The sequence below is a fragment of the Wolbachia endosymbiont (group A) of Bibio marci genome, assembly GCF_947251645.1.
Taxonomy (GTDB): Bacteria; Pseudomonadota; Alphaproteobacteria; order Rickettsiales; family Anaplasmataceae; genus Wolbachia.
Window position 1 is genome coordinate 579,054 of sequence record NZ_OX366364.1, and the last position, 17,881, is coordinate 596,934.

Consider the following 17,881-nt stretch of genomic DNA (forward strand, 5'->3'; position numbering starts at 1 on the left):
CTAAATACCCATCAAGCTTACCAAATTTTGTTTTATCGTGCTATCAATAATGCATTGAACCTTATCGTCATTGGTATTTTTTCCGTTATAATTTACATTAGGATAAGCAAGCACCTTTCCATCTTTTAGCACTACAGGCAAAGAATAGAAAACTTCAGGGCAGCAGTTGTAATCCTTCAGAAATTCAGGAACTTTTTGTGTTTTTTTTAATGGAGCGATAATAACTGAACACTCTTGATTTCCGAGTATTGTGCAGCTAAATCTGCTATCCCATTCAATAGGTTCATTTAAAGGTAGGTTTACGGTAATTTCTTGTATCCTTGACGATTCTCTAATTATTAAGATATTTTCTCCATATTTTCTTATTTTGCACCCAGAAAGTGTACAGTTAACATTACTATCCTTTTGCAATATTTTATTAAATATTACGATAAGACTGTTGTACCTTGGTTTATAATGTTTACTGGCAATTGCCATTATAGAGTAAAGAAGAAGCCTCAAGGCTATTTCCTCTGGTAATTGATAAAATTCACTTAGTTTAATTTCAATATAACCAAGATCATGAACATTAACACAGTCATTAAATGCAAGACATGTGTAGTGCATCAACGCTTTTGCAGCTCTTTTCATATGAAGGGCTGTGAGGCATATTCGCTCTGTTAAAATCTCTTGATTGTTACTTGCTTTAAGTAAGTTACGGTATAAAATTCGCCTGTATTTTAGGTTATAGTTGCTTCTATCTTCGATCCATTTTAACTGATGAAGCTTAGCGTACTTTTCTATTTCACTACGACTAAAATTTAACAATGGCCTAAATATATAAATACCATTTAGGAAAGACTTGTAGTCCATTGATGATAATCCATCTACGCCGCTACCTCGCTCTAATCTTAATAAGAACGTTTCTGCTTGATCATCTTTGTGATGAGCGACGAGCAAACATTTAACATTATTGTTTTTACACCACTCTACTAGTAATTTATACCGTGCTTTTCGTGCCTGTAACTGAATATTGCCTTTAATATTTTGCTTCTCCCAATTTAATATGAACGACTCCTTTGCTCCAAGTTCTTTTGCATAACTTACAACAAAATCAGCTTCTTTTTGAGACTCTGAACGTAACCCATGATTTACTGTTAATGCTATAGGAAGTGAAAGCTTGTTTTTTTTTGCCCAGTTATTCATTAAGTGCAGTAAGACTATACTATCTACACCACCTGATACTGCAATTGCAATTTGATTATGGAAAGCAAAGCTATTAGCTATATTTTGAAATAATAACTCTAATTCCATTATGTCTCTTGATGGCCAGATAGTCTCTACGTCATACAGCGACTTATTTGTGGTATATATAGATCCCGCTAACAAGCAACAAAATATGACAAGTTTGTCCTTTTTTGTCCACCCCAGTGCCCTTTCTTTATGTCACCCCAGTGCTTGACACTGGGATCCAGGTTTTAATCTATTTCTTTATTCCAGAAAATGAAAATTCCACTCTACGATTTTTAGCATGCTCTTTTTCATATTTAGAATTTCTAGAATCATCTTTTACATTAACCAAAGGCTCAGTTTCACCCTTAGAAGCAGTTTTTATTCTGTTTTCTATGTATGGTGTACAACTAACCATAAATTTTTTAGCTGCATCTGCCCTTTTAGCGCCTAGCGCAAGATTATATTCATGAGAACCACGGTTGTCAGTATGACCAGTTAAAATAACCTTCGCGTCAGGGTTATCTTGTAACACCTCCATTACGTCAAGTAATGCATCTGCACTTACTTCAGTAACACTAGATTCATCATAACCAAAGAAAACTCTTTTATCACCTATCTGCTTAACAACAGAATTCATTTTATTTGTTGTATTTGCTCCTTTTTTTGGGCAAGAACTTACACCAGTAAGTAGTAAACAAAAACAGCACATTATAACCAGTCTACTCCACATTACTAAACCTCCATAAATTTTAAATAGTGCGTAACTTTAATTTCAGTAGCTAATAATCTCTCCATATTGTAATATAGTCAAGAGAAATAAAGTACTAAATACTTTTTCTACAACCTTACAATTAATTTTCTTATAATATGCTGGACTCTGAGTAGAAAAATCCAATAAAGGAATAAGAAGTACAATTTTTTATTGTACTTTAAGCAAATATACTTTTAACTTTATTATTAATCTATTACGATATTAAATAGATGTTTTCTAAAATAATGAACAAATTATGAAATCTTATAAGTTTTTAGAGGAAGTATTATATAGGGTAAAGAATATCGAAAATACGCTAAAAGTACTAAACCAAAGCCAATTAAATATAGAGGACAAAGTTGAACAAATGAGTCTTCTAGAAGAAATTAGACATGAAATTATCTCTCATGACGCAATAAAGGAATCATTAGCAGATGCTCTTGGTAACAAAAAAAGTGCAAATACTCAGCAGCTAAAGTTAATAGAGAGAATACATAAAAGCAACAGTGCTGTTCCTATTGATTTAGCAAAGTCTTTATCCAAAGCTAAGGTTGAATGCCAAAATTTATGGAAGCTATCTCATTCTGAAACCAGTAACTTAGAAAAACTAAAAGAACGTTTTACTGATTTAATCACACTCATTCGCGAAGTAGCTTCTATAAAATCGCAGCAATTAAAATGCTCAAAATACGACTCACTGCTTGCTGACTATGACTCTGATATCACAGAAAAGAATATAAGGGAAGTATTCCCCAAGGTAGGCAAATTTTTTAGCGAAAATGTGGATAAAATAATTGAAAAGCAGAAAAAGGATAAGGTTACTAATATACAAAAAGTTGCTACTCAGAAGCAGATTGAACTTGGCTCGTTATGTTTACAGCAAATGGGTATTGCACTAAATGAGATTCGTACTTCTTATTACTACCCTATAGATTATGATGAATCTGATTTTTGTTATGGTTTATTTTCACTTTTACGGCATAGTGGTTATGCAATTTATCAAAAATGTTTAGCGCAAAATTCTATAAGTAGCCCAATTACGAGACATGTTATGTATGAAACTCAAGGGTTATTTATGGAAAGGATGATTGGAACATCCAGAGAATTTATTGAGTTCATTCAACCACACATAAAAGAGAAATTTGCTATAAAAGGCAAAACTAATAGCAGTGTTGAAAATTTGCACTTGGTTTTCAATGAAATAAACCTTTCCTCTTCTTTAAAGAACGCAGATGAATTTAGTTTATTGGCTCACATTATGCTAAGAACCAAGTTAGAACAAGATCTAATAAATGGTACGTTAGAAATCAAAGATCTGCATGATGCATGGCTTGAAGGTATGAAGCATTATAAAATTCCAGTAAAAGCTAAAAATGAGCTGGACACTTATTTTCAAGATGAATATTGGGCAAGCGGTGTTATGGGCTACTTTCCTATAAAAATTATTGCTTTAATTGCTGCTGTGCAGATTTTCTCTTGCGTTAAAAAGAATCATTACGAATCATTAAGTGCTATAATAAAAGGAGATTTTAGTTTACTTATCAGTTGGTTATCTCAAAATGTATACAGTGCAAAGTATAGCCTTTTGGAACTGCTAAAAAAAGTAACAGGTGAGGATTTAGACGTTGAGTGTGTTACTTACTACTTATCTGAAAAGTATAATTTATCTCAATAAAATGGTTTTCTTGAGTTATGTATGAATTTTGTTCGAAAATTGACCGGAAAGTTTTATAGCCTTTTTACTTTCAAAGGTTTGTTTGCTAGCGATATTGCCATAGACCTTGGTACTGCAAACACTTTAGTTTATCAGAAAAATCAGGGAATAGTGCTTGATGAGCCTTCAGTTGTAGCAAGAATAAAAGAAAAAGGAAGCTACGTTCCTTATGCTTTTGGTAAAAAAGCTAAAATGATGCTTGGAAAAACGCCTGAAGAGATAGAGGCGATAAGGCCCTTAAAAGATGGAGTCATTGCTGATTTTAAAAATGCGGAAGAAATGCTAAAATATTTCATACGCAGTGCAAACACAAAATTCACTGTTAATAAACCTAATATTATCATATGCGTTCCATCTGGATCCACGCCAGTTGAAAGGCGTGCTATACAAGATGCAGCAGAAAGTGCTGGTGCAAATGAAGTGTTTTTAATTGAAGAACCAATGGCTGCAGCGATCGGAGCTGGGCTCCCGGTTACTGAACCTGAAGGTTCTATGATTGTTGATATAGGAGGCGGTACAACTGAAGTTGCAATTATTTCTTTAGGCGGAATTGTTTATTCACGTTCTGCCAGAGTAGGTGGCGATATTATGGATGAAGCAATAAAATCGTATATTCGTGAAAATCATAAATTATTAATCGGTGAAACAACTGCTGAAAAAATTAAGAAAAGCATAGGTTCAGCCAGTCTGCCAGGTGAAAATAACAAAGAGGGAATGATAATTAAAGGCAGGGATTTAGTGAGTGGCATGCCAAAAGAAATGCTTTTATCAGAATATCAAGTTGCAGAAAGTTTAATAGAGCCTGTGCATCAGATAATTTCTGCTATTAAAACAGCATTGGAGAGCACTCCCCCCGAACTTTCTTCTGATATAGTCGATAGAGGAATAGTTTTATCCGGTGGTGGTGGATTATTACGTAATCTAGGTAAAGTTATCAGTGAAACAACAAAATTACCGGTTCGTGTTGCAGATGACCCACTTTGTTGTGTTGCCTTGGGTAGTGGAAAAGTGCTTGAAAACATGGACTACTTCAGTCATGTTTTATTTAAGCAAGATTAATCACGATTTTGGTTGTTGAAATTTTTCAATTTTAAGGTTCTCAAGAAATATTTCTTATTGTGGAATTGTGCATAAATTGCACTAACTCTTTCAATTTTCATATTGTCCTGTACAATATCTATAGCTAGAGTAATTAGATTTACCTGCAATTTGATAAGCGTAAAACTCGTCATTCCGCTACTTGTTAGCGCCGCGGCGGTATGACGTAGGGCTGTGCTAGCTATATTTAATAAACTCGGATAACCATGCTAAAAGAATTTGAAATTGAACCTTTGTTAAAAGATAAAGCTCCACACCAAACCAAGGCTATTGTTGCAATGTCCGGGGGAGTTGATAGCTCCGTTGCTGCAGCACTGCTATATAACTTTGGGTACCAGGTGATAGGTGTGACTCTTCAACTCTATGGCACCGATGGTGCAAGAAAAGGTGCATGTTGTGCTGGACAGGATATTTATGACGCTAAGCGCGTGGCTGAAAGTGTTGGCTTTCCTCACTATATTTTAAACTATGAGGAAATATTCAAAAAGGAAGTAATAGAGGATTTTGCAAGTACCTATATGCGTGGGGAAACTCCCATACCATGCGTGAGATGTAACCAAACGGTAAAATTTCGTGATCTATTGCAAGTTACAAAAAATCTTGGTGCGGATGTACTCGTAACAGGACATTACGTGAGAAGGTTAGAAAAAAATGGTGAGGTAAAGTTGTGCAGAAGCATTGATAAAAGTAAAGATCAAAGTTATTTTTTGTTTGCAACTACTGAGGAGCAGTTAAAGCTTTTGCGATTTCCACTAGGTGGGTTCTATAAAAGTGATATAAGAAAATTAGCAAAATATTTCAGTTTACAAATTTCTGAAAAGCCGGACAGTCAAGATATATGCTTTGTTTCCGAAAGCTATAGTAAAACAATAGCTAAATTAGCTCCACAATCTGTACAGAAAGGAAAAATTGTGGATGTGAATGGAAAAGTGCTAGGTGAGCATAGTGGCATAGTAAATTTTACAGTAGGGCAAAGAAAAGGCTTAGGTGTTGGGTACAGTGAACCTCTTTACGTGATAAAAATTAATACAGAAAATAATGAGGTTATAGTAGGTCCGATCAACGCATTAATGCAAAAAAAAATATTGATCAAAGAGTTAAATTGGTTAGAACAACCAAAGGAAGGTATGGAAGTAACTGTGAAGCTGAGATCATCACATGCTGGAAGTTTAGCAACAATACATTCAACTGACGAAAAAAATAAAGCCTGTGTCATTTTAAACGACGATTACTTTGGCGTCAGTCCAGGTCAAGCCTGTGTAGCGTATAAAGATGAGCAAGTAATTGGCGGCGGATGGATATGCTCTTAACTAAAAGCTTTAATGCAGAGTGTAAACATACAATAGACTTCTTGCATAACCGTATAACATTGGGAATAGAAACGAAAAAACTTCCTTGACAAGCTTTGCCAGCCCCCTTATCATGATATGTATAACAATGTTACAAAAAATAATATCATAGAATTCAAGAAGATAATTCCTAAAGGGTTACTCATCTATAAAAGGCCGAATTTTGTTAGCTATTTAGATGTAAAAGGTAAGCTAAATTTTTATAAGGAAAAAACAATAATTAACTAAAAGAGAGCGCTGGACGAAGCAACTTAATTGGTTTGCTATTTCAACCACCATAACTCAATCAACAAATTTTGGAAAAAAACACCGTGTTTTGAGAACCTTATTTATCGACATATAAAATTTTTCTTGCCTCTTTTCAAAAAATAAAATATCTTAAATTAAGAATATTGATAATTCTTTATAGGGGGTATTATGCACGTAGGAAATTCTAATAGTCAGCAGGTAAGTCAGAATTTGCTGTCTTTTTCAGCTAATTCCTCTGATGAGGAGTGCTGTGATGCTAGTGATAAGGTTGAGAGATCTTCTATATCTTGTGAAAGTGATTCTGACCTGGAGTCTATTCCTACTGTATCACATTTTAAGCAGCATACTTGGAAAGACGGCAAATCTAAAAAAGTTGGCCAAAGTAGCTTTAATGAAAATAAGGGAACAAGGAAGTCATTTGGTGAAAATGGATATATAGAGGGACAATGGAAGAACAATCATTTGATAGAACTAGATTCGTGTCAATTTACTCATCCACATAATAATAAAACAGTTTATATTAGGAAGCAAAGTCCAGGTTATTTATTTACTTTTGATCAGGAAAACTTTATTGCAAGAGTAAGCTTCAACAAGATTGAAGAGTTAGATTTTGCTGGGCATCCTATAGATATAAAACGAAATTTTCTTGAAAAGCTTAAAATTACTAAAATTATAGAAGATGAATTATTAAATAACAGGGATAAAGCTTATGAACAATTTAAACAGTTTTTGCAGGATAGAAGTGGTAAAACTGCAGATAATCTTGAGTATGCAGAGGATCTTTTTCAGTTTTCTAAAAGATTAGAAGATTGGAGAAAGTTCTCTAGTAATATATCGATATTAGATGATGTAGTTAATAATCAGAACATTTCACGCGAGACAAATAGTAGTAGTCAACAATTGCTTAATAGAGAAAGAGCTCTGGATATAAGAAAGAAAGAGTTTTCTCGAGTTGATCAATTTTATACAAGGGATTTGCTGACAGGATTACAACAAATCTGTAAAGATGGAATAAATAATCACGGAAGTATCTTATATGACAAATATCTTTGGTCTATTTCTGTAATGGCTCCATCTGTTATGGTAGATCATTTATCTGACTTGCATGATAAATCGGTATTTTATATCAGTAATAAAGATATGGAGTTGTTTGCAGATCTTGTTGATATGATGAGTGAGCAACCTTTCCTGGATCTTGTAGGTGATTCATGGAATGCTTTATTTAAAAGGATAAAGGAAATGAGGGGAGAAGCACTAGGGAAACTTGCTTCTTCACAAAGTTTTACACCTTTAACTCATCCTATGTATTTTTATCTTTGTAAGAGCTTTCAGGAGCTAATTTTAGAGATTAGTAGTAAAACAGATATTTCTGTTAATGATCTACTGAAAAAAGACGATCAAGGAAAATGGGGCTTAATACAAACTATAAATTGGCCATTAACTTCCTCTCTAAACCGCTCTCTCGAACAGCAATATCACTTTATCTTTACACTAATGAAACATTTTGAGCCCGGTTATTATTCTGACAAAAAAGAATTTGAATACAAACTTAAATCGTTACAGGACCCTGGTGATGAAACGTGGTTGCAACGTATAAAAAACTCTGTTTCCAATTTATTTGGCAATAATGAGTTATCATCCATATCTCAAGAGCGCTTAGCATGGATATATATTATTGACAGTGCAATTACTAATCTGCTTTCCGAAAAAGAATTAAAGTTATTTGAACCTCTCATACAAGGCTATATGGATTTTATTAAAAACACAGAAGGTGATCATTATGAGTCATTTCGAATAGCAACACATAATGTTATAAGATTTATAGCACAAACAAGTCCTTATCTTTCAAAAGAGATTTCAGTAATTGATCAAACTATTCTAACAAAACAAATAGAATCTATTAAGAAGGCGTTTTTAGATAAACAATCTGGTGATTTTAGAGATTTGGTAGATGTATATAATGAGTATTGGAAGAATAGGGAATCTATTTTAGAAAAAATTCCTGATAAATTTCCTTATGGGAAGTTCAAGCAAGACATGGAAGAAATACGTCAAACATTACTTAATATTGCAAGTACTGTACTTGATCAAAAAGCAAAATCACAAGAGTTAATTAAGTACTTTAGATCATTTAATGAGTTTTTAGAGGATTTAAATAGTATAGAATTCAGTTGGTTTATTAAAGGAACTAATAATGACTTAACTGAAGTAGAAGTAGCCAATAAAGATAAAAATTCATATAAGGTTTTAGATCCTGAAAATTTCATCAAAAAATATAAGGATAATATCCCTAATCACTACTTAATTGAAATCACTCAAGATCTATTAAATAGTGTAAGTAATTTACTTGAGCAAAAAAAATGGTCTGATGACGATAATTTGAGTGCAGCAAGTGAGTTACTGTCAGCAATTAAGAAATCTTTTCTTTATCTAAAGGAGCAACCTAACTACGTGTCTTTCGATATATTCAAAGAAGAAAGTACAAAGCCGTTTATTTCTGTAGTAGAGAATAGCATATCTTATGAGGATTTTAAAAAACGAATTGGTATCATAGGGGAATCTTTTTGGTATTTAAGAAAACAAGATGAGATTGATATAGACAAAGCTTTAGAGCTATATAGAAAAGAAAACAATAATAGCACAGTAGAAACACTAAGAGATTGCTATAACAGATACTTAAAAGAATTTAACTCCTATATACAAGAGACTTCTGACAAAAATTACCAAGATAAAATTAAATTTATTACTGAAAAGGTACGGGAGCAATCAAAACAAATTAAAATTGATGAATGGAACACAAAATTCAAGAGAGAAACTTTACCTGATCTTCTTGCTGGATTAGCTGCTGTGTGGTCTATACAAGAATCAAAGGATATTGCAAGTACAGGAAAAAGCTTAAAGCCACATTGTATTCAAATATTATGCATTTTGCGATTGTTAAGTGTTGATAAAGACTCTAAAGGTGTTGATAAGCATCTTGCGCAAGTCTTAACAGGGCAAGGGAAATCGCTTGTACTAGGTTTACTCTCTTCACTATTAGTATTGACAGGTCATAAGGTCAGAACTGTTTGTTATAGTGAATACTTAGCAACTCGAGATCAACAAGATTTTAACGGCTTTTTTAAGGAGTTTGGTATTGGTGACAAGATAACTTATGGTACATTTGAGAAGATGGCAAATGAAGTGATAAAGCCTGAGGTAAATGGCAAGAAGCAAGGTTTAAGAGAATTAGTTGAAGGTCTTATTTTAAATCACAGTGCGGAGCAATCTGGACAGATAAAGCAAGAGGATATTAGTAATACTACTCTTTTAATAGATGAAGTGGATGTTTTCTTTTCTGATCAATTCTATGGGAATACTTATGGTGCATGTAACACTATAGGTATTCCAGGACTAGCTAGTATTCAAGAAGAAATATGGGGAATGGCCAGCAAAAATTATGAAAAAAGTACTATTTTGAAAGCGGTAGAAGAATTCATTAAGAAAAAGATAGGAGAAAGAAATCAAAATTTTAAAGAATTTAGTAAATTTTTATTTAAACCTGGAAAATACTATCTTTTGAAAGAAGAAGATAATGTGGTTATTAAAAAAGAATATACTAATCATTCTCTCTATCAAGAACATCTAGAGAAAATGATTGATGCTGCAATAAAGGTTGCAAAAGGAAGTGATAAAGACTGGTACATTAACAACTATAAAATTAACGATAAAGGAATCATAAGTTATAGAAGAGACGATGGATTTTATTCCACTTTCACTTATTGCAGCTATTACAACGTATTTAATTACTTTAGGTTAAAGAAAAAAGACTTTGATTGTAAAAATTATGGGTATTTGAATATAGACTGTGGCAAAGTGTCTTATGCAGAATTGCCTAAGGAATATCCTCTTATCTTAGGAGTAAGTGGTACCTTGACTACGCTAGATGAGCATGAAAAAAAAGCGGTAAGAAAATCTTATAACATCAGAGAAAATTCCATCATGCCATTTTTTTTGGTGATTCTCATTTGAAATTTAATTCAAGTGAAAATTTTACATCTCAGAATTCAGAAGAAGAATGGCTCAGTAAAATTTTTAATCGTGCAAACTCTAAGGTTGGTTCAGGACAATCAGTGTTAATATTTTTTGATACAGATGTAGAAATAAGAAAGTTTAAAGAAAAATTCTTCGGTAAATTTGATCGCTTACACATATTAACAGAAAATACGGAAGAGCATACCAAAGAAAAGTACATCGATGAGGCAGGTATTGCAAAAACAGTAACGCTAGCAACAAGAGGTATGGGTCGTGGTGTTGATTTTAAGTCTAGTGTTGCTGTAGAAAATAGCGGCGGGGTGCATGTTATACAGACATTCTTTTCACTTGATATAAAAGAAGAAACACAGATTAAGGGTAGAACTGCACGTAAAGATAATAAGGGTAGTTATGAGTTGATACTCTGTAAAGAACATTTGGTAAATGCTGGGTTTCTAAAAGAAGAAGAAAAAGAAATTACTATAAATTATGAAAGCTTGAATAAATCCAGAGAACAAAAAGTAAAAGAAAAAGGCTCAAACAATGAAAAAAGAATTAGAGAGTCAGAAAGTAATCATAAGACAACGATGGATTTTCTTGAATCTTTTTTTCAAAAAGAATGTAGCACTAATATAGATCAGCCATCTGTGGAACCAGCAGTAAGTAGACAACAAAATAGGTAGGAGTTATGTATGTTTAATGTTCAAAATCAACAGATTAGTGACAGTGGAAGAAATGTAAGCTCTGTTTTGAATATTGAGCAAGCTATTCAGTATTTAAATTCTTTGGGGAGTTGGGTAGGAAATGAGCCTTGGCTAGCAAACGTGTCAGAAGAATTAAATAAACGGTATAGAGAGCTAAGGAAGGACATAAGAGAAAATACTAATTCTTGGTCTTATTCACAGTATTATGAGCGTTTAGCTTACCACTATTATAACCTTGCGTGCTACTATAATGATGAGCTGTTTAATAAATATAAGGTTAACTTAGAAAGCGTAAAACAATGTTTAGAAAAATGTTTAGAGAAGCTTGCTGAAGTTTCTGGAGAAGTCTATTCAGACAGGACAAAAGAATTAAAGAATGATGCTGAAAAGTTTTTGACAAAAGTAAAGAAAATACATGAGCAGCAAGAAGATCTGCTGACAAAATATAGCACTTTTAATAAATTCAAAAAGTACACAAAATTATGTATTGTTTTAGGTAGTATAAATCAGGTTCCTTTGCAACAATGCTCTGCTGAGAATAGACAGCGGATTCAAAATATTCAGCTGTTAAAAGTCATTAATATGCTAGAAGATGCAATTACTGTACCTGAGTACAAAAATACTTTCATTACTGCAGAGCAGTCTGACTATTTAGGTCAAGTGTATCAATTGGCTGGCCAACCTGCGCTGAGTATACGATATAAGAGAACTAGTGACAATCTCAAAAAAACTGTAAATGCAACGAAGGAACATAGTGATAAGAAACAGGAGATAAAAGATATTATTAGCAAAGAAGTTAAAGAGTATAGAAGTAATTTAGTACAAGTTAAAGATTATATAGAAGAAAGGCTTCATAGATCGCTTAGCACTATTGACAATGCTTATATTGAGAGAAAATATATAAAATATTGCGCAAGGCTTTGGCTACAAGAAACAACAAATTTACTAAAAGAACTGACTGAAAGTAAAAGCCGTACTGTTATTCAAGAAATTTTTAATTCACTAGATGACATACAGGGTTTTAGCCAGATTCCTAATCCTTTAAACCAACTTGAGTATTACACCCTTTTAATGGAGCACTATAAATTGGTTAGGAAAGAAGATGAAAAAGTTTTCATAAGTCGGTTTAAAAAAGAGTGCTTGGAACAAATAGTTGCCTATATTGATTCTGCTGAAAAAGAATTAGTTTTTCTAGAAACTTTTGTTGACTTTTTAAGTTCCTCTAAAAATCTTCAATCAATTATTGTTGAACTAGAATTAGAAGACTTTTGTCGTGGTGATTTATCGTTTGATAAGTTGATCAATAATATTATGAAGCTTGAAGTAGATACTTATGGTGAAAATCTTATAGTTTTGAAAAAAGTGACAGAAGGCTTAAAGGAGAAAGAAGATCTTTTTTTAATAGACAAGTTTAAGGAGGTTATAGGTGCTTATATAAAACCAGTAGAAGTACAAGAAAGAAGAATAGATGGTCGATTAGTTGTTGAAGTAACAGGTAAGAACATTGTTGTCAGTGAAATTTTATGGCAATTAGAAAATACACTTTCAGAGAATTCAAATATAGAGGAAGTACGCTTTGTTGGCGCTGATGTTATACATATTGATGCAGATTTTAAAAATAAAGTTTGGTACGGAAAGAATGTAGTTGTTTTAACCAAAACAATAAAAGTACATGATAAAGTAACCTGGAATGTATCTGGGAAAGATAACAATCATACCTATTCTGATAATGCAGGTACTGGAAAAGATGGTCATGGTAAACAAGGGGCAGATGGTTATCCTGGGGAAAGTGGTGGCAATGTCTTGATTCTAGTAGAGAAAATAGAAAATCCGGAAAATTTTACCATTATTTCAAATGGTGGTAAGGGTAGTAAAGGACAAGATGGTGGAAATGGAAGAGATGGTAAGGATGGAGTAGGTATTACAAAAGCAGACTTTGATAATGAATTTCCTTCAGTTGTTAAGCTTGCTGCTCCACCAGGAGTTAGAAAGGAATTAGTCTCAAAAACTATTAAGAACATAAAGAAAAATTCCTTGATGATAAAAAACGAATTGTATAAAAACAGTGAAGACAGTTCAGCAGGTAATATTTTTATAGAAGTAACAAAAAATCAAGGAAATGAGGTAATTTTTTCTTATTATCATGGTAGCCTTTCATCGCGCTATCAAGCTTTTCTTCTCTATAAAGGATCATTAGGGCAACATGGAGGACATGGTGGAGAATATGGTTTAGGTGGTCAAGGAGGATATGCCGGAGAGATAATAGTAAGAAATCTAGAAAATAGCAGCAAGGAATTTGGCATTGTAAAAAATGCTACGCAAGTAGAAGAAGGAGAAAAAGGACAGGGAGGTCTACATGGTATCCATGGGAAAAATGGTTGGGATATGGGTTACTTGGACTATCAATCGTGGAAAGAATTTAAGTTTCGTGGTGGAGATCAAAACAGTAAATGTACACTAGAATATTATGATAAAGATAATGATCCAAGTGATCGAGTATGGTGTCCATATAAGGACAAATATGCTGGCATCAAGGCTACCAGTATTGAAAATAAAAAGCAAAAAAGGTGTGAAGAAAGAAAAAATACCAGACAAAACAATGACCGACAACATCACGCACAAGCTGTAAGGAAAAAAAACATTTCACAAAGTAGCATTTTAGCTAACTATTCTCATCATTTGAGCTCTATAGAAAGAAGTACGTTGCAGAATTTACAATCCGATTTAGAGAGTACTAAACAACATGCTTTGCAAGCAATTGTTGAAAATCAAGAGCAGCAGGAAAAGCAAACTACAGAATTAGGAATTAAGCGTCATTCTCCTTACCAGAACAAAAGTAAGCATCATAATGATATCTTTATTACAACATCTAGTACCACTTACAGAGAGACTATTGATGTTGAAAGTTTTATTGATAAGCTAAAAAAAGAACCATTGCTGCTAGACAATTGGTTTCAGTTAAAAAAGGCAGAACTTAATTTATCTCAGCTTAGTCAGTTATTTTTAGTTTTTGAAACCTTAAAAGGTAGCCCTCCTGAAACGAGTAGCTTACAAAATAATACAGAGCTACAAGACATAGAGAAGCTTTTGATTGATAAGTATAGACTTGCTACATTGCAAGAAATTGTAAAGCAATTACCACCTTATCAGGAGGTTACAAATAATGTAGAATTAACACCTGAAAATGCAGCAAGATATCTCATTGAAGCAAAAGGAAATGATAACAATATTTCTCACCATATTTTAGGAACTCTGAATCAATATCTTTATAAAAATAGTACAGAACAACATGAGAAAATTTCTAAATTCGGTAAAGAAGAATTACAGAATACAGAGAATAAAGCTTTAAAATACTCAATTAGAGCGTTTGTTTTAGAAGTAGGAAAATTAGAAGAGGAACATACAGATGTTAAAAAATATTATAACAAACATAAAAAATTTCTAAAAGATCAAGAACATAGTTTGAATATATTCTTTGAGGCGTTTAAAAGAGAGCTATCCCAGCCAAGACATGCAGAAGTATTTGGTTTATGGATTGAAAGTATTAAAGATAAATCTCTAAGAAGTAAGCTAGAAGAAAAAATACAAAAAGACGATTTTTTGAAGGCTCTTTATAATCGTTTTAATAATCAACTTAGACAAGAATATGATTGGAAAGAGTGTTGCAAAGATCAAGCTGTTCTTCAGAAATACGATGATTATATTCAAGAAAAAGGCTTATTATCAGAAAGCTATAGGGAATTATTAGCCTACATTTTCGATGTTAATATTAGATTATACGCTGAAAATCAAGATAATAAATTGTTTCTGCAAGGTGATCACAATCCTTCATCTAAGCAAATTATTCACATATTATGTAGAGATAATGAATTTATACAATTAAATATAGATGGAAACTACTTAAAGTTAGAGCAAGAGCGTAAGAAAAAAGATAATTTTTACGCAAGGATTCTTATAGAAATTGAACCATTTAAACAAAAACAAGAATTTGATAATTACTTAAAGAATAAAGCTTTTTTATCTAATAACAGTCCTTCAGAAGATGAACAATATTTTAATGAAGAGGAAGATATAGAAAAAATTATAGAATACTTTCCTGAAGGGGAAAAACAACAGTTAAAAGAGCGATTGAACAAAATTACATCTCAATATATTGGGCAGCAAGGAATTTTGCATAACATGTTGAAAAGCTTTTCTAGCGAAGGAAGACATGTATCCTCTCAAGAATTATATTGTTTAGTGAACTCAATTCTAACTTCTGTTATTGAAGATAAAAAAGAATTGAATATCTTTTGTTGGATAGTTGCAACTTATCCTCAAAAGAGTTGGATAGATGAATTGATGTTATTACAACTCGAAGATTATTTCAAAAAAACATTAATAGAGAAACCTGAATGGAGAAAGTACTTATCGAAAATAGAAAGTAAGGACGTTTTACTGTTATTTAAAGTAAAGTTGGATCAACATAAATCAAGCAATCCTATTTCTACTCAATGCATTGAAGATATTCTGCATTTATTAAGTAATATTCCAAATGAAACAGTTAGTTTAGAAGGACTAGAGTTATCTGAGTGGCCTTATGCACTGAAAGAAAAATACTGGACATGCAAGCTATCAAAATTAGTAGATTGGCAAAAGGATGACTTACCAACAGCTTCTTACTATCTTTTATCTATAGAGAATATTTTTGGCGCTCTTTTATCGGAGAAATTTATAGAGGCTCTAGAAAAGAAAAAACAAGAATTGTCATCTGATAAGCTTACTAACATTTTATCTAATTTTCATAATGAAAAATGGAACTTAAGTACAGAAGAGTTAAATACCCTTAACAGTTGTAGAATTGATGATTGGGCACAGAAAATGCAGGAGAAGTTTACTGCTAATAAAGAAGAACGGAAGATAACTCAGTTAGTTGAACTAATTAAAAGTAATGCTAATACTTCGAAAGAAATTTTAAACAAATTGCCAAAAATTAAGAATTATATTGAAAGTATTGATAAGTATATAACTGCTGAAAAACCTATAGGTAGTTTTACGGAAGATGATATTAAAAATTGGGTAAAAGAATTTCAGAGCAATATGGGTAAAGGAAAGCAAGATGTAAAAGAGGAAATGCTTGCTGTAATATATAGAGCAATAGAGTTAAAAAAAGAATTAGAACTAAAAAGAGTATTTAAGCTTCGTGATACTCAAAAATTAACTGTATTGGCGTTATTGACAAATGATCGCAGCACCCTAGCACAAGTGTCTACTGGAGAGGGAAAATCATTAATTGTAGTAGCAGCATCAATTATGAAAGCACTTTGTGGAGAGAAAGTAGATGTTATAACTAGTTCTTCTGTATTGGCAAAACGTGATGCTGAGGATAATAGAGATATCTATAGTTTATTTGGTATTAATGTATCACATAACTGTAGTGAAGATATTGAAAAAAGAAAGGAAGCATATTCAGGTAATCAAGTGGTATATGGTGATTTATCTAATTTCCAGCGCGATTATTTATTAGATAAATTTTATGGGAAAAATATTTTAGGAGATCGTAATTTTAACAATGTAATTGTTGATGAAGTAGATAGTATGTTGCTCGATAAAGGTAACAATATGTTGTACTTATCTTATGATCTGGCAGGACTAGATAAGCTGGAATCTGTTTACATTTACATTTGGCAGTGGATTAATAGACCAGCTAGAGATAATAAAGAACTTTGCTATGCTTTTGATGCTAAAGCAATTAAAGAAGCAGTGATAAGTGACTTATATGGATTGGTGAAAAAAGAAGATATTGGAAAGCTTGGGTCTGAATTAAGCGAGCAGCAAAAAAATATTATGTGGGAACGTTTAATCAAAACTGAGATATTAGATGATCAGGGCAAATTGTTAAAAGGAAACATTAATGACAATGAACTTAATAAAGTACTTTCACCTGAATTTAATTGTTACAAAGATCGTTTTCTTTACCTTTTAAAAGAGTGCATTGAAAGAGAAAAATTTATACATGTTCCCAATAATCTCAGACCGTTTATTGAACAGCACTTAGAATCTTGGATTAATAATGCTATAACCGCGTTCTTCATGAAAGCAGGAGAGGATTATGTAGTGGATGTAGATAAAACCAGAAGTAGTCCAGATCGCAATCCTAATATTACAATTCTTGATAGAGATACAGGAACAGATCAAGCTAATTCTCAATGGGATGAAGCATTACACCAATTTTTACAACTCAAACATGGATGTAAATTATCTTTACAAAGCTTAAAAGCTGTTTTTATCTCTAATGTTTCTTTCTTTAAATTGTGCAGTAACTTATATGGATTAACAGGCACCTTAGGGTCACAGAGAGAAAGAGATTTATTGCAGGAGATACATGAGGTAGACTTTGTAACTATCCCTACAGCCAAGTCTAAGCAATTTCGTGAGGAAAAACCTATTCTTTGTACTGGCAAAGATGAATGGATAAAGCGCATATGTAATGAAACAAAAAGGCTAACTGAGGAAAAAAAACGATCTGTTTTAATCATCTGTGAAACAGTAAATGATGTAGAGACTTTATACAAAGCTTTTGGAGGAAAGGATGCAAAACATGTTCATACATATACAAGAGATTACGAAGAGTTTGATAAAGGGTTTGAAATTGTTCAAGGTAACAAAGAGCTGGGGCAAGGACAGATTATTATTGCAACGAACTTAGCTGGCCGTGGAACGGCTTTGTTGCATCGCTACTTATGAAAGGCTAACTATAGTTAGGATTATAAGCAACCTATTGAAAATCTTGTTTTTTTGCAATCAATCT

General features: G+C 32.5%; 8 protein-coding genes. 6 read left to right on the forward strand and 2 right to left on the reverse strand.

Features of this window, described 5'->3' with window-relative positions:
• Positions 1-1,293, reverse strand: coding sequence for a tRNA lysidine(34) synthetase TilS (tilS, locus tag OPR48_RS03190; RefSeq protein WP_265026543.1), 1,293 nt, complete (start codon positions 1,291-1,293; stop codon positions 1-3).
• Between the two features lie 169 nt (positions 1,294-1,462).
• Positions 1,463-1,942: an OmpA family protein gene (locus tag OPR48_RS03195; protein WP_265026544.1), complete on the reverse strand. Its 480-nt coding sequence runs from the start codon at positions 1,940-1,942 to the stop codon at positions 1,463-1,465.
• Between the two features lie 277 nt (positions 1,943-2,219).
• Here OPR48_RS03195 and OPR48_RS03200 point away from each other — a divergent pair, with 277 nt between their 5' ends.
• The 6 genes from OPR48_RS03200 to OPR48_RS03225 all read left to right on the forward strand — a co-directional run bounded on the left by OPR48_RS03200 (position 2,220) and on the right by OPR48_RS03225 (position 17,817).
• Positions 2,220-3,638, forward strand: coding sequence for a gluzincin family metallopeptidase (locus OPR48_RS03200; RefSeq protein ID WP_265026545.1), 1,419 nt, complete (start codon positions 2,220-2,222; stop codon positions 3,636-3,638).
• A gap of 21 nt (positions 3,639-3,659) precedes the next feature.
• Positions 3,660-4,736: a rod shape-determining protein gene (locus tag OPR48_RS03205; RefSeq protein ID WP_265026546.1), complete on the forward strand. Its 1,077-nt coding sequence runs from the start codon at positions 3,660-3,662 to the stop codon at positions 4,734-4,736.
• A 245-nt stretch (positions 4,737-4,981) separates the two neighbouring features.
• Positions 4,982-6,085 (forward strand): tRNA 2-thiouridine(34) synthase MnmA, encoded by a 1,104-nt coding sequence (mnmA, locus tag OPR48_RS03210; RefSeq protein WP_265026547.1) that lies wholly within the window; start codon positions 4,982-4,984, stop codon positions 6,083-6,085.
• Positions 6,086-6,541: 456 nt separating this feature from the next.
• Entirely contained in the window at positions 6,542-10,384 is a 3,843-nt protein-coding gene (locus OPR48_RS03215; RefSeq protein WP_265026548.1) for a hypothetical protein, read from the forward strand.
• Positions 10,381-11,070, forward strand: coding sequence for a helicase-related protein (locus OPR48_RS03220; protein ID WP_265026549.1), 690 nt, complete (start codon positions 10,381-10,383; stop codon positions 11,068-11,070). Before OPR48_RS03215 ends, OPR48_RS03220 begins: the two co-directional genes overlap by 4 nt.
• Positions 11,071-11,079: 9 nt before the next feature.
• Complete coding sequence (locus OPR48_RS03225; protein WP_265026550.1) at positions 11,080-17,817, forward strand: DEAD/DEAH box helicase; 6,738 nt, start codon at positions 11,080-11,082, stop codon at positions 17,815-17,817.
• Positions 17,818-17,881 lie beyond the last annotated feature (64 nt).